The following is a 21,455-nucleotide window of genomic DNA, read 5'->3' as shown; positions in this document are numbered from 1 at the left end:
CTTCCCCGCGATAGTTGATCAATATGCAGCACAAGTCCATCTCACATCTACCCACTACAATTTTTGGTATAGCACATTGCTTTTTGTGGATTAAATCTTTGATACCTTTGGGGGCTAATTATAAAATATGGGTAAATTTATAAAATGTCTCCTTTAGCTGGTTTAGTTGCATATCTAGACTGTTGTGGTTTTTCAGTTGTGAAGTGAGACGCGCTCGATGGCTAATCCCCGTCAATCATCCTTTAGACGTATTTTAGTAACGAGAATTTTGTTGCTGTTTGTGCCTGTGTTATTGATTGGCCAAATAGCGGCTTTGAATAAGGCACGTTCTAGCTTATTGAACACAGCTCGTCAAAATCTGACGGACAGTGCTGTGATCAAAGGAGAGAAAATTTTAAATGCGATCGCTAATCTCAAAATTAATTTATCACTTGCCAGTCGCACGACGGTTGTCCAGTCGGGGTCAGCAACGGAAATTCAAGAATTCCTCACCCAGCTAACACAAGAATTACCCAACTACGTTGAGTGTTTACAATTAACTAACTTACAAAGTGATAACATCGTTGCCAGTAGCTGCGGTAATCAAGCTATTACGCCAATTAATCTCTCTTTCCCCAGTAACGGGGTAGATATCAGAACCATCCCTCCACCAAAGTCAGGAACTACTGGTCAAAGAAAAACCCAACAACTAGGATTAGTTCTTTTAGCACCTGTTTACAATGGCTCTGGGCAATTGCGGTATGCTTTGAGTTTACAATCAGCTTTATACCAACAAACTAAAAATAAACCTGGGTCGCTAACTGGTTCAACCCTGGTCATTGCTGAAGATGGGACGATATTAGCACACCCATTAGTGGACTTGGTGGGGAGTAATATTAGAGAACACCGAGATGCAGCTCAACTCAAAAGTATTCTCAAAAATGCGATCGCAGGTAAAAGAGAGTCGATCAATTTGTATTTTCGAGATGGTAGAGAATTAGTTGTCGGTTATACAGCCATTAATGATCCCATCACCATCCAGAAACAACAAAAATGGGTAGTGCTGGCTGTCACAAGCGTAGATAATGCCCTATTAGGTTTAGAAGAAATCAAACTCATTTTGATTGTGTTAACAGTGGGTTTAATTGGTGCTAGCTTACTGGCATCTTTATATTTAGCTCCTTACCTAGCCAATCCTGTAGAAACATTACGAGACTACGCCTTAAATATTCATAGCCACCACGTCGCTAACCCCATACCCCACAACTTCAAAATCCGGGAATTTAATCAGCTAGCACAAGCACTAGACCAAATGGTTGATAGGCTAAAAGCTTGGTCAGAAGAAATAGAAACTGCTTGGAAAGAAGCAAAAACCGCCAACCAAATTAAAAGTCAATTTTTAGCAACAACTTCCCACGAATTACGCAATCCACTTAACATTATTATCAACTCTATCCGCTTTGTTAAAGATGATATGTGTGATAGTCGGGAAGAAGAACTCGAATTTCTAGAACGTGCTGATGAGACAGCTATCCACTTGCTAGGAATTATTAATGATTTACTAGATATTTCCAAAATTGAAGCAGGTAAACTCTCTGTAGTCACAGAACCGCTTGATTTTAGACAAATCTTACTGGAAGTGATCAATTTGCAGTCAGTGAATGTTCAACACAAAGGTTTGCAGCTAAAAACTAATTTAGGTACGGAAATAATTCCTGTCAAGGCAGATGCAGCCAAACTTAAACAAGTATTAATCAATATTATTGGTAACGCTACTAAATTCACCGATGAAGGTGGTATTACAATTTCCACATCTTTGCATAATACTGGTGGCAAATCTCAAGTCACCGTCACTATCACAGATACAGGTTTAGGAATTGAACCCGCGCAACAACAAAAGCTATTCCGTCCCTTTGTGATGGTAGATGGAAACAACACACGTAAACATGAAGGTACAGGCTTGGGTCTGGCAATTTCCCGTAACTTAATTGAACTTATGGGCGGTACGATCACCCTAGAAAGTGCTGGTCTAAACAAGGGAACGTCGGTGAAAATTACTTTACCTCTAATTGAGATATCAAAGCTTACCCCAGCACCAGAAAGTTCAGAAAATTTGGCAGTTAATTCTGACAATTCTGCTGTTACGCAGCCAGAACAGACTCCTCTCAACGGTAATGGAATCTATAAGTCTAATCAATCTCAATTAGCTCCCCAACCAGTCCAGAAATAAAATTAAACGCAGAGGGGCGCGGGGAGTTTGTTAGAAATTTTTGAGGACAATTGATTGACCATTCTGACGCAAAGACTCTGTGAGTGCAGAGAGGATTTTGACTAACTCTGTACCTACCCAACCTGATGACACTTTTGGGGGGGCGTTATGAAGGATACTGGTTACAAATGTAGTGCAAACTCTTTGTAAGGGTTCTCCTTTTTGTAATTCCAGCACTTCTTGATTTTGATTCACTGGTAAAAAGAGATTTCCCTGGTGTTCAAATTCACCATGTAACAGAGTTAAGGGTGATGATGGTGACATTTCATCAAAGACCAAAGTACCAAGGCTACCTACTACGGCTAACCGACGCTGTTTATCAGGATTTAACCAGCACAGATGAATAAAAGCTTGAAAACCATTCGGGTAGGAGAGTGTTACCCAGACTAAATCTGCTAAACCTGATGGTGAGGTGTTAGTTTGCTTACTTTCTTCAGCTTGTAGCCATACCTTACCTGTTGCCTGTACGCTGATGGGTAGTTGACCTAACCAGTTGTTGAAGATGGCAATATCATGAATGGCTAAATCCCAGAGTGCATCGACATCTTGGCGGACAGGGCCTAAATGGGTACGTGCTGCATAGCCGTAACGCAAATCACCTAATTTACCTGCTTGGACTACAGCTTTTCCGCCCTCAACGGCTGGGTGGAATAAATAAGTGTGGTCAACCATCAGTATCAATTGCTTCTGCTCTGCCAGTTGGCAAAGTTCCTGGCATTCTACTGGGTCTAGAGTTAAAGGTTTTTCGGCTAAAACGTGATAACCCCAGTTGAGAGCATCTTTAACTAAAGCATAATGGGTAGTAGCAGGAGTGGCGATCGCAACTGCTGTTAACCCTGACAATTGCTGTAAATCTTGCCACTGGGTCGTTAATACAACACTTTCATCTAAGTTAAATTGCTGTTTGATTACCGCCAATCTTTCTGAGTGCGGATCTACTACCGCCACTACATTAACTTGAGGTAGTGCTAAAAAATTCCGCAGTAAATGCACTCCCCAACGCCCAACCCCAATAACAGCAATGTTAATCATGAGTTATTAGTCAATAGTCACTAGTCAATAGTCATTGGTAAATTATCAAGCGTCAACCCCTAGTAGGTCATCAAATGTGAATTGAGGCATAAGCAAGTTCGTAGTAAGGACTTTAGTCCTTAGAAAAATCAGGACTAAAGTCCTTACTACGAACCCTCAAAACTAACTTGATAGACTACTAGAGGCAATCCAAAATTTATCGAAAATTTGGGTTGAAAACCCCGTCCTTATAGGACGGCTTTATGCTTTTGTGGTAGCATAAGAATGTGGTTAATTGGTCATACCACAAAGTGGTACGTAGTAGCTTTGCGTAGCATTTTTGCCAGGGAAAAGCCATGATTGTTTACGAGTTTAAGGTTAAGGGTAAAGAAAAGCAGTATCAGGCAATAAACGAAGCAATTCGTACCAGCCAATTCATTCAAAATAAGTGCTTACGCTACTGGATGGATAACAAGGATTCAAAGGTAGATAAGTATGCTTTGAATAAGTATTGTGCTGTGTTAGCTGCGGAATTTCCCTTCGCCTCGGAACTTAACTCAATGGCTAGACAATCTGCTGCTGAACGTTCTTGGAGTGCAATTTCTCGGTTTTACGACAACTGTAAAAAGAAGGTCAAAGGTAAAAAGGGGTTTCCTAAATTTAAGAGAAACTGCCGTTCAGTTGAATATAAATCAACGGGATGGAAGCTAACTCTTACTCGTAAGTCGATAACTTTCTCAGATAAGAAAGGTATTGGAACTCTGAAATTAAAGGGAACTTACGACCTTAATTACTACGACATCAAGCAGATTAAGCGTGTCCGTTTGGTACGTCGTGCTGATGGCTATTACGCCCAATTTGCAATTGATACTGATGCAAGGATAGAAACTCAACCCTCACATCAATTAGTGGGTATTGACTTGGGATTGAAGTATTTCATTGCTGACAATAAAGGCAATGTAGAACCATCCCCCCAGTTCTACCGCAAATCAGAAAAACAGTTAAACCGTGCAAATCGCCGGAAGTCTAAAAAGTTCAGCAGAGAAAAGAAGAAAGCTCGCGCAAGGCAATCTAACAATTACCACAAAGCTAGAAATAGATATGCTCGTAAGCATTTAAGAGTAAGTAGGCAACGAAAAGAGTATTGCAAGAGATTGGCATACTCCGTTATCCAATCTAATGATTTGGTAGCTTATGAAGACTTGAATGTCAAAGGGTTGGTACGTAATCGACATCTAGCTAAATCAATTAGTGATGCTGGTTGGTCAACTTTCCGCCTGTGGTTAGAATATTTTGGTCAGAAATATGGGAAAGTAACAGTTGCTGTTCCTCCCCATAACACGAGTCAAAATTGTTCTAACTGTGGTGAGAAAGTGCAGAAATCTCTGTCTACCAGGACTCATGTTTGTCCACATTGCGGATATGTGGAAGACAGAGATATCAACGCAGCAATCAACATTTTGAGACTAGGACTCAGTACGGTAGGGCATACCGGAACTTACGCTACAGGAGATTTGCCCTCTTGGGCGATTGGCCGGGGCCTGTCGTCTAACGGCGAGTCTGTGAATGTAGAATTCCCACGCCTTTAGGCTGGGGAGTGTCAAACAGGATCTTCCTTGGGAATGACTGCTAAAAATGCTATTTTGGCGGCGGCTTGTTCGGCGGCTTTGATCGAGCGTCCTTTACCTTCACCTAGTTTTTTATCATACAGCCAGACTTCAGCCATGAAACGCTCTTGAGTGCGGTTGGCTTGATTGACTTCCACCACTCGATATTCTGGTAAAACTTTGTATTGGGCTTGCGTCCATTCTTGGAGGGCTGCTTTGTAATTGAGCCTGGCAGGATCAAGGCGAATTTCTGCCGCCAGTTGGCGAAAGTGAGGGTCTAACCAACAGTGAATCAATTCTAAATTATTGGTGCTGAGGTAAAACGCACCTAAAACAGCCTCAAAAGCATCTGCAAGTCGTGATTCTTGACCAATTTTATCGCTGGTGGCACTACCGGCGACTAATAAATGTAACTCTAAACCATATTCTCTAGCTAATTGTGCCAGGATGCGATCGCTCACCAAAACTGAACGAATGGCGGCAAAATCTCCCACAGGGCAATCTGGATACGTTTCCCATAAAACCACAGCCGCCGCTAATCGCACTACGGCATCACCGACAAACTCCAGTTGTTCATAATTAGCTGAATCGGAAACAGTAGGATGAGTCAAAGCTAAGTCTAGTAATTCCCACTTAATCGGTGCAGTGGTTGGCAGACCTAATTTTCTTACTAAACTTTCAAGCTGTCGCTGACGACGTGGATAAACAAGGCTCATTAGTTATTAGTCATTAGTCAACAGTTGATAGTTGACAGTTGATAGTTGACAGGTATCAATCATTAGTCAACAGTTGATAGTCGTTACTTTTGACTATGGACTATTGACTAAAAGAGGAGAGAGTTGGTAGTAAGCCGGGTTCTGTTCTCTATGTAGATTACTCTACATGATGGCGGTTATCTATCTGGGACGTTTGTTACCAAACGCCTCTAGCGGCTCTTTTCAGGCGGAACTGGTAAAAGACCAACCATAGTCCCTACGGCCTTGCTCCCAACCGGGGTTTACCGAGCCAACGCCTCTCGACGTTGCTGGTGCGCTCTTACCGCACCTTTGCACCCTTACCAAGACAGTTTTGAGTGCTGAGTACCGAGTGCTGAGAAAAAAACTCAGCACTCAGCACTCATTGCTCAGGACTGATTTTGGCGGTATCTTTCTGTGGCACTATCCTCACGATCGCTCGCACTGGACGTTATCCAGCAAGTCTGGTCTTTCGGGAGTCCGGACTTTCCTCAAACCAGGGTTAACTGATCTGCAACCACCTACGCCTACTCTCTCCCTCTTTCAAGTGTAGTCCTGGATGATATCATCTGTGCGGTTTGGTTATTTCTTTTTATTCCAGGGGAGGGCGTAAGTCCACGGTAGTTTTTTGACGGTAAAGGGACAATCAATGATACAGATGGGGGGATATTCTGAGCCGAGAGCTATACCTGCTCGTAATTCCGATAGGCGTAGTACCAGTTGTAGGGAAAATTCTAACTCTTTGCCTCTATTCATAAAGTCGCCATACAACTTTTTCTGTGGTGGCCCCCCATTTTTTAACCCCCCGATATTAACTAGCGGTTTTTTCACTGCATAAATACCAGTGTCTTTATCTCGTCCAAATAAATCTTCGGCGGTAATTGCCTCTGATAGTGACTTTTTAGGAACAATTAAGCTGGGACTTTGGGGTAAGGCTAAGTCACGGGTTAAATCTGGTGATTTTCTAATGACTCGGCATGATTTGTTGTTGAGGATTAAAGCACTATTGTCCCAGTCTACATATATGGCTAGACTCTCAGACTTATTGTCGATACTCATTGATAGTTCCTTGAGTTCGTCTATGGGATCTGAGGATTTGAATTTAAAGGAAATGCCTATCTTGTCATCCAGACCTTGCTCTTTGAGTTGGTCGTCCACAACTCCTTTTTTAAAGTCGTATTTAATGCGATCATCGATGGATTCAACCATCATATTAAAGACGTAAGCAACGCCGATAATGTAAATAGTCAATACCACTAAATTTTGGTCGCTACTTGTAGCCATAATTCAGCGTCCAGACTCCCTATATAAAATTTTTTTCTGTGTGGCTAGTGCCAACTGCCAATATTTAATCACGCTTAATGGCTGTAGAGTTTTCTAGCCAACCCCGTCGCCAAAATAAAAATAGTAATCCCAACCCGATAAATCCCATAACTGCTAGACAAAGTGGATAACCCCAATACCAATTCAGTTCCGGCATATTATATGGTGATTTTTCAGTATTGAAATTCATGCCATAGATACCCGCAATAAAAGTTAGGGGAATAAAGATAGACGAAACTACCGTGAGTAGCTTCATAACTTCATTCATCTTGTTACCGACGGCGGAGAGGTACACATCCATCAACCCAGATGCTAGCTCTCGGTAAGTTTCTACCATATCCATGACCTGCACTGCATGGTCGTAGCAATCTCTTAAATAAATTTGTACATCTTCACTAATTAACTCACTGCGATCGCGGATTAAAGCATTAATCGCATCCCGTTGCGGCCAGATAGCACGACGCAGTTGCAGTAATTCTCGCCGCAGTTGATAAATTTTTTGTAGAGTTTTGCGGGTAGGTTTGGCTATGACTTCTTCCTCTAAGTCTTCTAGTTGTTCCCCATAACGTTCTAAAACTGGAAAAAAACCGTCAATAATTGCATCTAATACAGCATAAGCTAAGTAATCAGTCCCCTGCCGACGAATTATCCCCTTCCCTTTTTCAATTCTTAGCCTCACCCCTTCAAAGCAATCATGTTCTGGTTCTTCTTGGACTGTCAGCAAATACTGTTTCCCTAAAATTAAACTTACTTGTTCACTATAAAAACCATAAGTTCTTTCTTTAGGCACTACCATTCGTGCAATAAATAGTAATCGGTCTTCGTAATCCTCCACTTTAGGACGCTCAGAGACGTTAACTACATCCTCTAAAACTAAAGGCGATAATTCAAACACTCGCCCCATTCGCTCTAAAATGTCCTGATTACCTAAACCCTGGACATCTACCCAAGACACGGATTCTTGATCTAGATAGGGGATACATTCTTCTGGGGTGGCTACCTGTCGGCGAATAAAATCAGTTTGGTTATAGTCAATCAATAAAATCGTCGGCGGTGGCGCGTCTGCATCAATGATGATCGTTCCTGGTACAGTTCCTGGGTAGTGATAAAATTCATCTCGATGAGATTTAGTTGACACTTTGGGAAAATGACGCAGTTTTTTTAGTATTTTGACCATGTACTGTCACTCATTTAGATTTAGGCTAAGTCTAAACACTCTTCATTCTCGACAGAAAAAAAGAAATTAACAACTTAGAATATAAATTTATACCGATTTTTTTCAAATTTACGAGTCAGGAACTTGACTTACAAGTCAGGAACTTGACTTACAAGTCAGAAATTTGATTTACAAGTCAGAAATTTATTTTTTAGGGCTTCATTTCTATTTATTGAGAATTTGCGCGGTTCAGATCCCCGACTTCTCAAAGAAATCGGGGATCTTGTCTCTATGATTTAGGATTGCTATATATTAAGAAAGAACCACACCAGCAAAACCCACCTAGGCGGGTTAAAAGTCGTCGTTCTTAAATTTTGAATTTTGAATTGATTAGAATGGCTACAAAAATTCCCGTCACTGTGATTACAGGCTTTTTAGGTAGTGGTAAAACCAGCCTAATTCGCCACCTCCTCCAAAACAACCAAGGCCGCCGCATTGCAGTTTTAGTCAATGAATTTGGCGAACTCGGTATTGATGGCGAGTTGTTGAAATCCTGTCAAGTTTGCCCAGAAGATGAGGAAAACGGGAATAATATTTTTGAATTAACCAATGGCTGTCTCTGCTGCACAGTCCAAGAAGAGTTCTACCCCACAATGCAGGAGTTAATCAAACGGCGCGATCGCATCGACTGTATTGTAATTGAAACTTCTGGTTTAGCTTTACCCAAACCCCTCGTCAAAGCCTTTCGCTGGCAAGAAATTCGCAACGCCGCTACAGTTGACGCAGTGATAACAGTGGTAGATTGTGCAGCCGTCGCTGCTGGGACGTTTGCTAGTGATTTGGATGCGATCGCACTTCAACGTCAAGCCGATGATAGTCTAGAACATGAAACACCTTTGCAAGAATTGTTTGAAGACCAATTAGCTTGTGCAGATTTGGTAGTCTTAACCAAAACTGATTTAATCGATGCCGCCACAAAATCACAAGTTGAGCAATTAGTCAAGCAAGAATTACCGCGAGTTGTGAAAATGGTAGAGAGCGATCGCGGTCAACTCGACCCATCTATACTATTAGGATGGCAATCTGCTGTTGAAGATAACTTAGATAGTCGTCCTAGTCATCACGACACTGAAGAAGACCACGACCATGACGACGAAATCAACTCCACACACGTAGTTTTAGACCGTGCTTTTGACCCAGAAAAACTGCAAAAACAGTTAGAAGCACTAGTACACCAACAAGAAATTTACCGGATTAAAGGCTTTGTAGCCGTGGAGAATAAACCCATGCGCCTAGTAATGCAAGGTGTAGGAAACCGCTTTGAAAAGTTTTATGATCGTCCTTGGCAACTAACAGAAGCACGGCAAACGCGTTTAGTATTTATTGGTCGTAATTTAAACTCAACAGAGATAGAATCACATCTGTTAACTTAATAGATATCTTTTAAAAAGTAGAGACGTAGCATGGCTATGTTTCTACATAGGTTCTCAATACGGTTCGGTTAACGTTATGGATTGGTAGAGACGTTGCAGTGCAACGTCTCTACAGGCGTTATTATTTTGGCAAATTATCTTATCCGAACCGTATTGTATGGGTTCTCTCTTCTTTAGCCTCTATTTTATTTATGAATATCACGCAATTATTCAACGTTGCCAATCTTTTTGTGTTGCCTTTTTGGGCGTTAATGATTCTTCTCCCCAACTGGAAAGTAACACGGCGAGTCATGGAATCATACATTCCATTTGTACCTTTAGCTGGGGCATATTTATATCTATTTATTACTAGTATTACCCCAGAAAATGCTCAAGCTTTGTCTAATCCACAACTAGCCGATATTGCGCGATTCTTTGCTGATGAAACAGATGCGGCGACAGGTTGGATTCATTTTTTAGTGATGGATTTATTTGTCGGCAGGTTTATATATTTGGAAGGACAGAAAACTGGTATTTGGACAATTCACTCTCTAACACTATGTTTATTTGCTGGCCCTTTGGGAGTGCTATCTCACATTTTCACAGTCTGGATTACTAAAGCTATCTTTCCCCAATCTGAAACTAAATTAAGTGTTGAGTCCTGAGTGGGGAATAGTGAGTGTTAAGAATTTATCAATCAATCAATAGATAAATACAAACTCAAAACCCCGGCTTCTTAAAGAAGCCGGGGTTTTTATTAGATATTAATTATCAAATTTAAGAAGCCTTAGCCATCCTATAATTTGCATCTAACCAACAGCGTGGTAGACCTTCGCCTGAAGGGAAGACAAGATTTTCTTTTTTAAAAGTATCAGGTTCTTGTTCTTCTTGACCTTCTTGGTCTTGGGCATGAACTATGTCTAAATTTGGATCGATTAATTCTTGAAGATCAAGAATTTTGACTAAATCTTGACTATTCTTGATTTGTAAAAACATATTACTACCTCCGATTAAAAAGTATCTAGGGAACTATATTTGTAGCGGTCGCTAAAATTTCCACAGCAATATAACACAAAAGTAAATGTGCTTTATCTGCGTTGATCTGCGATTAATTTTGCTGAAACTTTCTCAAGCAAACACAAATATCTGAAGCCAGGAAATCACTCTCAACAAATAAAACTTTTATGGAAATCCTTGCCTATCAAACTGTGTAATAATTTCTTGCCTGCACCTATAATTATATCTCGCGTTGATATCTCTCTAAAATATCCACCAAGTTAACTTGACATTGTAGTGGTAATAAATCGAGCAAAGGTAGTTCTCTTCTACCACCGCCAATTTTCACCGGGATAGATTCCAACACTTGTATTACTCGATCTTCAGTGACAGCCTTGGAAGTAATTAGAGGATATAACTGTTCGGCAACAGTGGTATGCAGCTTGGCATTAGATAAGTAGAGATGCCATTTGGCAATATCTAGATAAACATTTTCGCCAATTTCGGCTGCTAGGGCTTCTAGTAATTCTGTGGTGTTAGTCTTAGCCATAAAAATACCTTATATCAAGAAAGAGCGCGGAGTTTCATGAATAATTAACATTATCGCGCAATTCATCAGGCAAGCATACAACCACAGGTTACAATTGCCCCAGCTTGAGTATTACCTCTTTAGGTGGATTTGGGGGGTGTGGGCGAATAATTGGCGATCGCCACAATGTAAATTAGATGCACCAACAATACTAAAACCCAACTAGCCGTGAACAACGGCAACCACTCCCAAGTAGTTGTTTTCAAGATATGGAAGAACCATAAGCCAGAATTAATCGTAGCAGTAACGGCTACATGAACCGCGAAATTCATGCGATCGTCTAACTTGCGGAATTCAGGGTCATTGCGATCGGGTTTGCGAGGCCAACGAGGAGGCATAAATATTTATTACGATTTTTAATACACCTGACTATTTTAAAGTTTTTAGGGATGTAGTTGCTATTTTAAGTGTGAATGTTACGCCACTTGATATTAGATCGGTTTAGGGTAGTTTAGCCTATACTGACTTTTGAGTATAAATACTAGTATACCATGAGATAAATACAGCCACGATCTGAAATAGGTAAAAAGCTTACAAAATAAGCATTATTTCTTTTGACCTGGGAAAAATTATTACATCAACCAATTGGGTGATTTGAGAATTGTTAGAAATCAAAAATGGTTCTTCTTGTTGATAGAGGGAGCTAACAAATTCCTCAGTGAAGATGTTAACAATCTCTAGTGGTGGTAAAAATGGCTAAAGCAAACCCAGTGCAAATTCAGAAACACCTAAAAGGTGTTGACTATCCAGCAAATAAGGAAGTATTAATTCAACACGCGCAAAAGCAAGGTGCTGATCGCAATATAATTTCACTTTTGGAGCAATTACCAGAAGATGAAGAGTACGACACTCCCACAGACCTGAACAAAGCTATAGGTGATATAGAGTAGGGTGAACATAATTAAGTAGAACAGGGTAAATAATTAAAGGTTTGTAGTAAGAACTTTAGTTCTCTCTGCGTTCTCTCCGTTCCCTGCGGGGACGCTGCGCAAACGCGGAGCGTGTCGTAGACAGACGCTCCGCGAACAAAAAAGGACTAAAGTCCTCTCTACGAGACGCTACGCGAATACTACGAACTCAATCCTAGTTTTTTACATTACTTAACATGGTTTGATTTTTTTAATGGAGGTTGAGATACTCTCCTGATTTTCCGCCGATTTTACTAATCAATCGAATCGATTCAATTTGTATCGATTTTTCTAAGGCTTTGGCCATATCGTACAGAGTCAACGCTGCAATAGAAACGGCAGTTAAAGCTTCCATTTCTACGCCTGTTTCAGCTTTAGTTTTGACTGTAGCCTGAATTTGATAACCAGGAAGTTGAGGATCGGGTGTAATTTCGACGGTGACTTTTTGCAGTGGTAGGGGGTGACACAGAGGAATTAGATTAGCAGTCTGTTTAGCTGCCATAATGCCAGCTATCCGCGCAGTCGCTAAAACATCCCCTTTAGGAGTGTTGCCGGCTTGAATAGCCGCTAAGGTTTCTGGTAGCATCCGCACCTGTCCAGCCGCGACAGCTTGCCTGATGGTGGAGGCTTTCGCGGAGACATCTACCATCTGTGCTTGTCCCTGGTTATCAAGGTGAGTCAGGTTGGTAGAATTTTTTAGAAAATTGTCTTGCATTATTCCCAAAGAGAGTGTTACTATATATTTCTTGTAGGGGCGTGTAGCTCAGTGGACTAGAGCACGTGGCTACGGACCACGGTGTCGGGGGTTCGAATCCCTCCTCGCCCGTTTGATACGGCAAAAAGAAAAAGGCAAGGGTAAGAAATTAACAACTTACTTTTGCCTTTTTAGTTTATGGGGTATTGGGTAATTTAAGTTTGTTTGGATTTTGGATTTACGTTAGCGCAGCATTCGCGGAGCGTTCCGTTCGCGTTAGCGTCTCTAAAGAGAAGGAAACGCAGAGAGTATTTGCGATCACCTCCGGTGGGCGGGTACGCCATCGCCTTTCCATCCAAAATCTAAAATTCCCACAGGCTAATGTATAGGCATTAATACTAGATTCTTCATAAGATTGTTACGTTATTTTATCTTTTTTTGCCACAACTTCCCGGACGCGATAAATAGGTCTTCCTTGGGATTCGTGGTAGGTACGCATCAATAACTCTGCCAACAGACCAAAGCTAAATAGTTGTACTCCCGTAACTAAAAGCAGTACCGCCAAAATGAGCAAAGGACGATTGCCAATGGTTTCACCCATCGCTAATTTGATAAAAGTCAAGTAAATACCTATACCTGTCCCCAAAATCATCGAAATTAGCCCCAATAAGCCAAAGACGTGCATGGGACGGGTAAGGAACTTTTTCATAAATAGAATTGTGAGCAAATCCATCAATACGCGGAAAGTCCGCGATAAGCCATACTTGCTCTGTCCAAAACGCCGGGCGTGATGACGCACAGGCATTTCCGTAATTCTTGCCCCTTCGATGTAGGCCAATGCTGGTAAAAAGCGGTGTAGTTCGCCGTAGAGATTCATATCTGCTACTAATTCCGCACGATAGGCTTTGAGTGAACAGCCGTAATCATGAATATAGACGCTAGTAGTCCGACGAATTAGCCAGTTAGCAATTTTAGAAGGCAATAACCGATTTAATGCCCCATCTTGGCGATTTTGCCGCCAACCGCTTACTAAATCGTAACCTTCCTCTAGCTTGGCTAATAAGATGGGGATATCAGCTGGGTCATTTTGCAAATCAGCATCTAAAGTGACGATCGCATTCCCTAGTGCATATTTAAAACCAGCCGCCATCGCCGCAGTTTGTCCATAATTCCGTCGCAGAATCACCGCCTTTAAATCAGGGCGGATTTGCGCTTGTTCTTTGAGAAACTCAGCCGAACCATCACTAGAACCATCATCTACGCAGATGATTTCATAGCTTAACTGACTAGCACAGAGAGAAGAAGCGATCGCCTCCAATAACAAAGGCAAACTCTCCACCTCATCCCGCACAGGCACAACCACCGATACATCGGGAACAATGGCGGAAATCAAACCATGCTCCTCATTCACCCTTTCTGGAATCAACCCACTCCTCATAAGCAATTAAAAATTAAAAATTAAAAATTAAAAATTAGGGATTGGAGACTAGGGATTGGTTAGATAGTTCTCCCTTGTCACCTGTCACCTGTCACCTGTCACCTATCCCCTACCTTCATAACTTCGGACAACACGCCCAGCCCCTCGCAACTGCTGATAGTATGACCGACTAACTACATCTCCCTGTTCCGAGAGGATGTCAATCCCAATACCATTGCGCCCTTGTTCTTTGCCAGAACTATGGATGTAATGACCATCTCCCAAGTACAAACCCACATGAGTGGTTTTTATGGGAGTGCCAAAAAATATTAAATCCCCTGGTGCTAGTTCAGCGATAGTAACAGATTGAGTAAAAGCTTCTTGTTGATAGGCATCTCTGGGCAACCAAACCCCGACGGAAACAAAAGCCGCCTGCATTAACCCGGAACAATCATAATTTGGCCCCACTGTGCCACCCCAGAGGTAATAATTGGACTGCTGCATGGCTTGTTGAGTAAAAGCAATCACCTCTGGTAGCCGTTTTTGAATTTCAGCTTCGGAAAGTGACTGAGCCTGATAAAGTACAGTAGCAGGTTGTAATAAACCAACATCACTAAAAGATACCCACCCTGGATAGTTATCCTCACATAAATACACCTCAACTGCTGTACCTTGCTGATTTGATGTTACCTGCAAATGTCGCCCAGTTGCGGCCTGAGTTGCTAGGCGGGTGCATTCAGGAGAATCATATAAGTTCAAATCAGCTAGACACTGGTACTCATTTGAGGTCAAGTTGAGGATTTGAGATTCTGAATTAGAGAGCATTCTGCAATGGTTTTTTTTAGCAAAGACGAACAACTAGAAAATCTGGGTAATGGCATTTTAGAGGCTACTTGGTCAGCATTTCCGACCTTAGCCCGTAATCAGATAGCGTTGACTTGGATTGTTTATGATCCGCCAGTCTCAGTTAATACTGGTGGGGCTTTAACTCCCGATGCTTTTTGGCATCATCCTGTACGCGGTTTTAATTATCGTGGTGTGGAATGTATTTATCCGGCGAGTATAGTTAAGCTGTTTTACTTAGTAGCAGCCAATGAATGGATAGAAAAGGGCATGATCCAAACCTCCAAGGAATTGGAGCGGGCTTTGCGGGATATGATTGTTGATTCTAGCAATGATGCTACCAGTTTAGTTGTCGATATTTTGACTGGGACTACATCAGGCCCGGAGTTACCACCAGGCCCCTTTGAAACTTGGAAACAGCAACGCTATATGATTAACCGCTACTTCCAGTCTTTAGGCTGGGAGGATATGGAAACAATTAACGTCTGTCAAAAAACTTGGGGTGATGGCCCTTATGGAAGGGATAGGGCATTTTATGGGGAGATGTTTGAGAATCGCAATATGTTGACGACAAATGCAATCGCGCGTTTGTTACATAGTATCGTCGGAGGCGTGGCAGTTTCCAGTGAGCGATCGCAAAATATGATGGCTTTGCTCAAACGTAGTCTCAACAGTGATGATTTACCCAAAAATGTGGAAGAAGACCAAGTAACAGGTTTTTTGGGTGGTGGACTACCCCAAGCTGCTCAAATCTGGTCAAAAGCTGGCTGGACAAGTCAAGTACGTCATGATGCAGCCTATATCGAGTTACCAGATCAACGTCCCTACTTATTGGTAGTATTCACCGAAGGCAAAGACCACGCCCAAAATCGGCAGATCTTACCTTTTATATCCCGTTTGGTAGGAGAAGCGATCGCCAAAAGTGGGCAGAACGCCATCGCCAAAGGAGAGGCGTAGCCTATCGCTTCTCCTTTAAGGATTTTCAATCTCTGTGTCTCTGTGGTTTATTAATGTAATATCTTAGGTCAAGTATTTACGTCCAAGTCAGGATGTAGTAACCCATTTTCTGGTGCTAAAGTTTGGATATTGCCCTAAAATAAAAAATTTTGGGGAATAATTCCCACAGTAATGATTTATCTGTTGTGGCAACATTTTGTTAGGAGTGAATGTGAATACTATTTTTGTGCGTAAAGGTTTTTATTGCTTGTCTAGTTTAGCTGCTGTAGCTGTTGTAGGTACTAGTGTATCTGTTAACGCTCAAACAGTATCTCCTGTTGAAGCTGCTACCGATGCCATGTCTTCCACACAATCGAGTGCTGAACTAGAAACAGAACAGCAAAACTTCTCTTTCTCCAGTGCAACAATCCTTAGTTCCACCTCTGATGATGCAACTACATTACAACAGTTTTCCAGCACTACCACCGAAGATCATATAATTACACCCATCCCAGGAACAGTAGCAACCACATCAGCTACTCTAGTTTCCCCAGAATCGACACAACCGACTGCCCAACCAGCTACAAACACTGTGGCACAATCCGATATTAATGTCGGTAGACGTACCCGTGGCGGTAGCAGCTATATCGGGGTTGCCGGCAACATTGGTATCAGTGGTGGTGACTCATCTTTGGGTGATGGCAATTTTGCGGCTATCAGCAAGATTGGACTAACCAATGCCATCTCCGTCAGACCCTCAGCCATATTTGGGGATAACACCACAATTCTAATTCCTGTCACCTACGATTTTACTTTTCAAGAAGCAGATCCATTTGGTGAAGCTCTAGCGATCGCTCCTTATATAGGAGTCGGTGCAGCTATTAAAACCGGTGATAACTCCCAAACTGCCGTTCTGGTATCTGGTGGTGTTGATGTACCCCTCAATGCTCAATTCACCGCCACAGCTGCTGTCAATGCCGGATTCTTTGATGAAACAGATATCGGCTTGTTAGTAGGTGTTGGCTACAATTTCTCTGGCTTCTAAGTGAATTTAGTGCTGAGTAATAAGTGCTGAGTAATGAGTAATGAGTAATGAGTATCTTACTCAGCACTCTTCTTTTACCTGACTCACTATTGAGTGCTGAGTAAACTAAAAAACACTCAGCACTGGCTAAACGCCCCGCTACCACTAACAGCACTCAGCACTCAGCACTCAGCACTCAGCACTCAGCACTCAGCACTAACTACTCCTTACTGCTTTGGAGTTACTTTGTCAATCACTGTTAATTTGCCATCGTCTTGTACTGTCCAAACATCGTAGACACCGATGACATCGCCGTTAGCGTCAACATCTACGTTACCGCTAGCACCTTGATAGTTAATGTCTTGACCTTCTTTGAGTAACTTCAACCCTTCACAAACATCACTGACTTCTACACCAGGTGCATTAGATACTTCCTTAATTTTATTCGCCACACCAACACCTGTGTTATCTTTAGCTGCTTGTGCTGCCAATACTAACAAGGCTGCTGCATCCCAAGCTTGGGGAGCAAATTCCCCAGGAGAAGCATTCTTTTTAGATTGCCAGAGTTTTGTCAAAGCCTCTAACGCCTTACCATCAGAACCAGGTACAGTGCCAATAACTCCAGAAACAATGTACTTACCATCGCTGGCTTTACCAACTTGAGCCGGAAATTCATCTGATTTCATGCCATCTGTAAGCATAACTTGTACGCCTTGGGTGAGACCTTGCTGATAAGCGGATTTTAATAATAAGCTACCTGTTTCTACATAAAAAACACCCAATACGGCATCTGGTTTACCCGCAAAAGCCGCAGTTGCTTCGGTTTCAAAGGTAGTTGATTTCGGATCGTAGCGTACAGGATTATTTTTGTTAACTACTGTCCCGCCCAATTTTTCAAAGGCTTGGACAAATGCTTTTTCAAAACCAACTCCGTAGTCGTTGTTAATGACAACTGTAGAAACTCGCTTATAGCCTTTTTTAATGGCGAGTTCGGCTAAGGCTGGCCCTTGGTAGCTATCGGGGGGAACTGTCCGCGCCCAAAAGCCTTGAAAATCACCTTTTTGTGCTTTTTCCGTAAACACTGGGCTGGTGCTACCAGGTGAAATCAGCATGACTTTATTTTGCGCTGCAATTGACACCGCCGCAGTGGAAACACTGCTAGCAAAAGAACCAACTACACCAGCAACTTTATCTACTGTTGCTAGTTTAGTCATACCAGCTGCACCGACTTTGGGGTCTGTTTGGTCGTCTACCTCAATCAGAGTCACTGGTTGACCATTAACACCCCCACAGGCGTTAACGGTTTCCACTAACAAGGGAACAGCCGGGGCCATTTGCTGACCGATGGATGCTAAATCACCTGTGGTTGGTAGTAAAGAGCCAATTTTTAATCCTGTACCACTACTAGTTGTAGTGTTGGTCGCTGGGCTAGCTGTGGTGTTGCTAGCTGTACCATCAGTAGTGTTGGTAGTTGTACACGCTGCCATTAAAAACCCAGTGGCTAGGGTTGTTAAACTTAGGGCTAGAGCTGCACTAATTCTTGTCATAATCACTTTCACTCCTCAATTTCAAGGGAGCTTGAAAGCAAGATTCAAACTAGATTTTAAATTTAGCTGTATCTTAATCAAGTCTCCAAAGGTTAAATAATAACATCTACCTTTGGATGTAGAACAAGACATCGAACTCTGTGTTACTTCAATCTGGGAAAACGGAGAGGGAGGGATTCGAACCCTCGGTACGGAGTTGCCTGCCGTACAACAGATTAGCAATCTGCCGCTTTCGACCACTCAGCCACCTCTCCACGGTCACGAATATCAATGTTAGCGGATGTTTAGTGATAAGTCAAGTCGCTGCGCTCCAATTAAAAATTCAAAATAGCCTTCTCCTGTAGGAGACGCTACGCGAACGGCAAGGCTTGCGCCTACAAAATTCAAAATTGAAGACTTAGGCGTGGGGGCTTGTACCCATACTGAGTAATGAGTAATGAGTAATGAGTATATTACTCAGCAATCTTCTTTGTACTTGATTCATTATTGAGTGCTGAGTAAACTAAAAATCACTCAGAACTCAGAACTCAGAACTCAGAACTCAGCACTCTTCATAACACTTGCGATCGCATCCAAGCTATGGGTAGGGTGCGAAACTTTTGCCATTGGGGAACGTAGGCACGCTGATTAAAGATGTTGTAATCTTGACGTTCGATCACGTCCAATATTTGCCCGTACAGCATGGATGCTGCCCACACAGGCCAGCGTGCGTCTGGTGCTAAATGAGTGATGCCTTGTTCCGCCTTGGTGTAGAACTGCCGCGCCCGCTCAATTTGAAAGCGCATTAACGCCCGCCAACGGTCATCGACTACACCGTTGAAGAACTCTTGTTCGGTGTAATTGAATTGTGCTAAGTCTTCTAGGGGAATGTATATCCGCCCTCTCTTAGCATCTTCGCCAACATCCCGCAGAATGTTAGTGAGTTGAAGAGCAATTCCATTAGCGATCGCTTCTTCTGTGGGAATATATGGTTGTTTACACTGATGCCACGGGGCTGTATTGCCGGTGGTGTCTATTTCCATGACAGATGTTGACATCAAGCCGACTGTACCAGCGACGCGGTAACAGTAGAGGTATAATTCCTCAAAGGTTTCATAGCGACTACGGTATAAGTCCATACGCTGCCCAGCAATCATATCCCGAAAGGGCTGGATGTCGAGGGCAAAGCGTTGCAGGGTATCTACCAAAGCTACATCATAGTTTTCTACGGGATGACCCGCAAAAATTGACTCTAGATGCTGCTCCCATAGGTCTAGGGTTTCTGGTGTGGTAATGGCAGCACTAGGACCATCTACTAGTTCATCGGTACGGCGACACCAAGCATAAATTGCCCAGATAGCTTGACGTTTTGCCGGACTCATTAACAAAGTACCCAAGTAGAAGGTTTTGGCATACTTGGCTGTGAGTTGCCGACAAATTTTGTAGGACTCATCTACAGAGACCAGCGTTTTCATGCGCGGGGGGGAATCAGGCAGTTGCAGCATTCGTTGCAGGCGGTCGGGTTAGCGTTTGCAGGTTAGAGGCATTGGCCACTGGCAGTGATTCGCAGATCGCCTGCGCTGTTAGCTTACCAGAAAGTACAGCTCCTTCCATACTGCCTAAGTAGCGTTGCATGGTGTAACTCCCAGATAGCAAGAAATTGGCAATGGGAGTTTTTTGGGAGGGACGGTACTGTTGGCGACCGGGGGTCGCTTTGTAAACTGAACGCGGCGTTTTCACTACATGAGATTTCAGCAGTTTGGCTGGGTTTTCTCCCCCAAAATGATCGGGGAAAAGTTTTTCTAATTCTGCAAGAGTGGCAGTGACAATTTCCTCGTCAGATTTACTAATCCAATCTTTTGCCGGTGCTAGAACTAATTCCAGCATTGAGCGGTCGGGATTAGCGTATTCACGACAAGTATTGCTCATATCAGCATAAACGCTGAGGAGGGGCGATCGCGAAAATAATAGGTGATCAATTTCTGTTAATTTGCGATCAAACCATAAGTGCAGGTTAATAACTGGCACTCCTTCCAATCCTTCTAGCTTCTGGAAAAACTCCATTTGCTGCCAAGGCTTGGGTAATATCGCTTTGATCACGTCTACTGAGGTGGCACAAACGTAAAAATCGGCGGTTTCGATGTAATCATCTGCACCGTTTAATCCCCTAATGATAAAGTGCTTGACGCTACCATCTTCATTCAGGACAATTTCTTTGATGGGTGCATTCAGCCGCACATCGCCACCACCTGCGGCGATGTGTTCTACAATCGGACTGCATAGCCTTTCTGTAGGCGAACCATCCAAAAAGGCTATTTTCGAGCCATATCGTTCTTGCAGAAAGCGATTGAGTGCAGTTAAGAGGATTGTTGCCGAAACTTCGTCGGGATTGATAAAGGTCAGTGCTTTACACGCAGCGATAAACACATCACTTGTAACGCGCTCGTCAACACCTTGTTTTTCCAACCACTCTAAGAAGCTGTACTTGTCCATGTCCTCAACATACTTCTGACCTCTCACCACTGCTGGAGTTAGGCCGATAGCGAAGCGAATCTTCTGCTCCCAAGTCAACATATCTTGGTTACGAAGAATCGACGCAATCACGTTGAAAGGGGAGGGAATATCGGGAACATCAAAGCGTGAGAGTGTTCCAGGCTTGTCTGGTTGGTTAAAAATCAGTGTATGCTCTTTCCACTGGAGTCGGTCTTCAATACCCAACTCTTTGAGCAATTGGAGCATATTAGGATATGCACCGAAGAAGGCGTGTAATCCAGTCTCATACCAGTCGCCATCAGAGTCTTTCCACGCCGCGACAAGACCACCCAATACGTCTCGGCTTTCCAAGACTATGGGAGTGTGACCTGCGTCTGTGAGATATTTCGCGCAGGAGAGTCCTGCTAAACCAGCACCCGCGATCGCTACTCGCATTTAAACCTACTATTTTTCAATATTTCTTAATCGTTTTGCCGTTCTCATTATACGTTGCAATCTGTTACATTTGGCATTGCTACTAATTTGCAATTAGTAATTC

General features: G+C 42.7%; 20 protein-coding genes, 2 tRNA genes and 1 other RNA gene. 8 read left to right on the top strand and 15 right to left on the bottom strand.

The window, feature by feature from the left end:
• Positions 1–217: 217 nt before the first annotated feature.
• Positions 218–2,209, top strand: coding sequence for an ATP-binding protein (locus VB693_RS03515; protein WP_323265072.1), 1,992 nt, complete (start codon positions 218–220; stop codon positions 2,207–2,209).
• A gap of 30 nt (positions 2,210–2,239) precedes the next feature.
• Here the strand turns inward: VB693_RS03515 and VB693_RS03510 are convergent, their stop codons facing one another.
• The gene (locus tag VB693_RS03510; protein ID WP_323265071.1) at positions 2,240–3,280 is read right to left on the bottom strand and encodes a Gfo/Idh/MocA family oxidoreductase; all 1,041 of its coding nucleotides are present in this window, start codon (positions 3,278–3,280) and stop codon (positions 2,240–2,242) included.
• A 335-nt stretch (positions 3,281–3,615) separates the two neighbouring features.
• On the opposite strand from VB693_RS03510, the gene VB693_RS03505 reads away from it, so the two are divergent.
• Positions 3,616–4,848, top strand: a complete 1,233-nt coding sequence (locus VB693_RS03505; RefSeq protein ID WP_323265070.1) for a transposase — start codon at positions 3,616–3,618, stop codon at positions 4,846–4,848.
• Between the two features lie 11 nt (positions 4,849–4,859).
• Here VB693_RS03505 and rnc read toward each other — a convergent pair whose 3' ends face one another.
• From rnc to corA, 4 genes are all read right to left on the bottom strand, one after another.
• The gene (rnc, locus tag VB693_RS03500) at positions 4,860–5,582 is read right to left on the bottom strand and encodes a ribonuclease III (RefSeq protein ID WP_323265069.1); all 723 of its coding nucleotides are present in this window, start codon (positions 5,580–5,582) and stop codon (positions 4,860–4,862) included.
• Positions 5,583–5,696: 114 nt separating this feature from the next.
• An RNA gene (gene rnpB / locus VB693_RS03495) (RNase P RNA component class A) lies at positions 5,697–6,135 on the bottom strand.
• Between the two features lie 47 nt (positions 6,136–6,182).
• Complete coding sequence (locus VB693_RS03490) at positions 6,183–6,884, bottom strand: hypothetical protein (protein ID WP_323265068.1); 702 nt, start codon at positions 6,882–6,884, stop codon at positions 6,183–6,185.
• 64 nt (positions 6,885–6,948) lie between these two features.
• A complete protein-coding gene (corA, locus tag VB693_RS03485) occupies positions 6,949–8,091 on the bottom strand; it encodes a magnesium/cobalt transporter CorA (protein WP_323265120.1) in 1,143 nt (380 codons plus the stop codon).
• A 383-nt stretch (positions 8,092–8,474) separates the two neighbouring features.
• Here corA and cobW point away from each other — a divergent pair, with 383 nt between their 5' ends.
• Complete coding sequence (gene cobW / locus VB693_RS03480; protein WP_323265067.1) at positions 8,475–9,512, top strand: cobalamin biosynthesis protein CobW; 1,038 nt, start codon at positions 8,475–8,477, stop codon at positions 9,510–9,512.
• A gap of 191 nt (positions 9,513–9,703) precedes the next feature.
• A complete protein-coding gene (locus VB693_RS03475) occupies positions 9,704–10,156 on the top strand; it encodes an ABA4-like family protein (protein WP_323265066.1) in 453 nt (150 codons plus the stop codon).
• A gap of 112 nt (positions 10,157–10,268) precedes the next feature.
• Here VB693_RS03475 and VB693_RS03470 read toward each other — a convergent pair whose 3' ends face one another.
• The 3 genes from VB693_RS03470 to VB693_RS03460 form a co-directional block, all read right to left on the bottom strand.
• Positions 10,269–10,487 (bottom strand): acetyltransferase, encoded by a 219-nt coding sequence (locus VB693_RS03470; RefSeq protein WP_190705492.1) that lies wholly within the window; start codon positions 10,485–10,487, stop codon positions 10,269–10,271.
• 241 nt (positions 10,488–10,728) lie between these two features.
• Entirely contained in the window at positions 10,729–11,037 is a 309-nt protein-coding gene (locus VB693_RS03465) for a DUF3181 family protein (protein WP_323265065.1), read from the bottom strand.
• A 119-nt stretch (positions 11,038–11,156) separates the two neighbouring features.
• The gene (locus VB693_RS03460; protein WP_323265064.1) at positions 11,157–11,414 is read right to left on the bottom strand and encodes a hypothetical protein; all 258 of its coding nucleotides are present in this window, start codon (positions 11,412–11,414) and stop codon (positions 11,157–11,159) included.
• 354 nt (positions 11,415–11,768) lie between these two features.
• Between VB693_RS03460 and VB693_RS03455 the strand changes: the two genes are divergently transcribed.
• The gene (locus tag VB693_RS03455) at positions 11,769–11,966 is read left to right on the top strand and encodes a DUF2795 domain-containing protein (RefSeq protein WP_190705276.1); all 198 of its coding nucleotides are present in this window, start codon (positions 11,769–11,771) and stop codon (positions 11,964–11,966) included.
• Positions 11,967–12,195: 229 nt separating this feature from the next.
• Here the strand turns inward: VB693_RS03455 and moaC are convergent, their stop codons facing one another.
• Positions 12,196–12,699, bottom strand: a complete 504-nt coding sequence (gene moaC / locus VB693_RS03450; protein ID WP_323265063.1) for a cyclic pyranopterin monophosphate synthase MoaC — start codon at positions 12,697–12,699, stop codon at positions 12,196–12,198.
• A 37-nt stretch (positions 12,700–12,736) separates the two neighbouring features.
• On the opposite strand from moaC, the gene VB693_RS03445 reads away from it, so the two are divergent.
• A tRNA-Arg gene (locus tag VB693_RS03445) sits at positions 12,737–12,810 on the top strand.
• A gap of 286 nt (positions 12,811–13,096) precedes the next feature.
• Here VB693_RS03445 and VB693_RS03440 read toward each other — a convergent pair.
• Positions 13,097–14,116, bottom strand: coding sequence for a glycosyltransferase family 2 protein (locus VB693_RS03440; RefSeq protein ID WP_323265062.1), 1,020 nt, complete (start codon positions 14,114–14,116; stop codon positions 13,097–13,099).
• A 102-nt stretch (positions 14,117–14,218) separates the two neighbouring features.
• A complete protein-coding gene (locus tag VB693_RS03435) occupies positions 14,219–14,920 on the bottom strand; it encodes a C40 family peptidase (RefSeq protein WP_323265061.1) in 702 nt (233 codons plus the stop codon).
• A 6-nt stretch (positions 14,921–14,926) separates the two neighbouring features.
• Here VB693_RS03435 and VB693_RS03430 point away from each other — a divergent pair, with 6 nt between their 5' ends.
• Both VB693_RS03430 and VB693_RS03425 read left to right on the top strand, forming a co-directional pair.
• On the top strand, positions 14,927–15,895 hold the full coding sequence (locus VB693_RS03430; protein WP_323265060.1) for a serine hydrolase: 969 nt from the start codon (positions 14,927–14,929) through the stop codon (positions 15,893–15,895).
• A gap of 211 nt (positions 15,896–16,106) precedes the next feature.
• Positions 16,107–16,919 (top strand): hypothetical protein, encoded by an 813-nt coding sequence (locus tag VB693_RS03425; protein WP_323265059.1) that lies wholly within the window; start codon positions 16,107–16,109, stop codon positions 16,917–16,919.
• 206 nt (positions 16,920–17,125) lie between these two features.
• Here VB693_RS03425 and VB693_RS03420 read toward each other — a convergent pair whose 3' ends face one another.
• From VB693_RS03420 to pds, 4 genes are all read right to left on the bottom strand, one after another.
• Positions 17,126–18,445, bottom strand: coding sequence for an ABC transporter substrate-binding protein (locus VB693_RS03420; protein ID WP_323265058.1), 1,320 nt, complete (start codon positions 18,443–18,445; stop codon positions 17,126–17,128).
• Between the two features lie 162 nt (positions 18,446–18,607).
• Positions 18,608–18,699 (bottom strand) — tRNA-Ser (locus VB693_RS03415).
• A gap of 297 nt (positions 18,700–18,996) precedes the next feature.
• Positions 18,997–19,929, bottom strand: coding sequence for a 15-cis-phytoene synthase CrtB (crtB, locus tag VB693_RS03410; RefSeq protein ID WP_323265057.1), 933 nt, complete (start codon positions 19,927–19,929; stop codon positions 18,997–18,999).
• Entirely contained in the window at positions 19,913–21,352 is a 1,440-nt protein-coding gene (pds, locus tag VB693_RS03405) for a 15-cis-phytoene desaturase (protein WP_323265056.1), read from the bottom strand. The genes crtB and pds overlap by 17 nt, the downstream gene beginning before the upstream one ends.
• Between the last annotated feature and the right edge of the window lie 103 nt (positions 21,353–21,455).

The sequence above is a fragment of the Anabaena sp. UHCC 0399 genome (assembly GCF_034931465.1).
Taxonomy (GTDB): Bacteria; Cyanobacteriota; Cyanobacteriia; order Cyanobacteriales; family Nostocaceae; genus Trichormus; species Trichormus minutissimus.
Note: the sequence above shows the minus strand (reverse complement) of the source record. Positions and strands in the feature narration are given on the sequence as shown.

What these genes read in the sequence shown, in the direction of transcription:
- VB693_RS03515 (WP_323265072.1), top strand. Translation starts at nt 218, where the DNA reads ATGGCTAATCCCCGTCAATCATCCTTTAGACGTATTTTAGTAACGAGA.
- VB693_RS03510 (WP_323265071.1), bottom strand. Translation starts at nt 3,280, where the DNA reads ATGATTAACATTGCTGTTATTGGGGTTGGGCGTTGGGGAGTGCATTTA.
- VB693_RS03505 (WP_323265070.1), top strand. Translation starts at nt 3,616, where the DNA reads ATGATTGTTTACGAGTTTAAGGTTAAGGGTAAAGAAAAGCAGTATCAG.
- rnc (WP_323265069.1), bottom strand. Translation starts at nt 5,582, where the DNA reads ATGAGCCTTGTTTATCCACGTCGTCAGCGACAGCTTGAAAGTTTAGTA.
- VB693_RS03490 (WP_323265068.1), bottom strand. Translation starts at nt 6,884, where the DNA reads ATGGCTACAAGTAGCGACCAAAATTTAGTGGTATTGACTATTTACATT.
- cobW (WP_323265067.1), top strand. Translation starts at nt 8,475, where the DNA reads ATGGCTACAAAAATTCCCGTCACTGTGATTACAGGCTTTTTAGGTAGT.
- VB693_RS03475 (WP_323265066.1), top strand. Translation starts at nt 9,704, where the DNA reads ATGAATATCACGCAATTATTCAACGTTGCCAATCTTTTTGTGTTGCCT.
- VB693_RS03470 (WP_190705492.1), bottom strand. Translation starts at nt 10,487, where the DNA reads ATGTTTTTACAAATCAAGAATAGTCAAGATTTAGTCAAAATTCTTGAT.
- VB693_RS03465 (WP_323265065.1), bottom strand. Translation starts at nt 11,037, where the DNA reads ATGGCTAAGACTAACACCACAGAATTACTAGAAGCCCTAGCAGCCGAA.
- VB693_RS03460 (WP_323265064.1), bottom strand. Translation starts at nt 11,414, where the DNA reads ATGCCTCCTCGTTGGCCTCGCAAACCCGATCGCAATGACCCTGAATTC.
- VB693_RS03455 (WP_190705276.1), top strand. Translation starts at nt 11,769, where the DNA reads ATGGCTAAAGCAAACCCAGTGCAAATTCAGAAACACCTAAAAGGTGTT.
- moaC (WP_323265063.1), bottom strand. Translation starts at nt 12,699, where the DNA reads ATGCAAGACAATTTTCTAAAAAATTCTACCAACCTGACTCACCTTGAT.
- VB693_RS03440 (WP_323265062.1), bottom strand. Translation starts at nt 14,116, where the DNA reads ATGAGGAGTGGGTTGATTCCAGAAAGGGTGAATGAGGAGCATGGTTTG.
- VB693_RS03435 (WP_323265061.1), bottom strand. Translation starts at nt 14,920, where the DNA reads ATGCTCTCTAATTCAGAATCTCAAATCCTCAACTTGACCTCAAATGAG.
- VB693_RS03430 (WP_323265060.1), top strand. Translation starts at nt 14,927, where the DNA reads ATGGTTTTTTTTAGCAAAGACGAACAACTAGAAAATCTGGGTAATGGC.
- VB693_RS03420 (WP_323265058.1), bottom strand. Translation starts at nt 18,445, where the DNA reads ATGACAAGAATTAGTGCAGCTCTAGCCCTAAGTTTAACAACCCTAGCC.
- crtB (WP_323265057.1), bottom strand. Translation starts at nt 19,929, where the DNA reads ATGCTGCAACTGCCTGATTCCCCCCCGCGCATGAAAACGCTGGTCTCT.
- pds (WP_323265056.1), bottom strand. Translation starts at nt 21,352, where the DNA reads ATGCGAGTAGCGATCGCGGGTGCTGGTTTAGCAGGACTCTCCTGCGCG.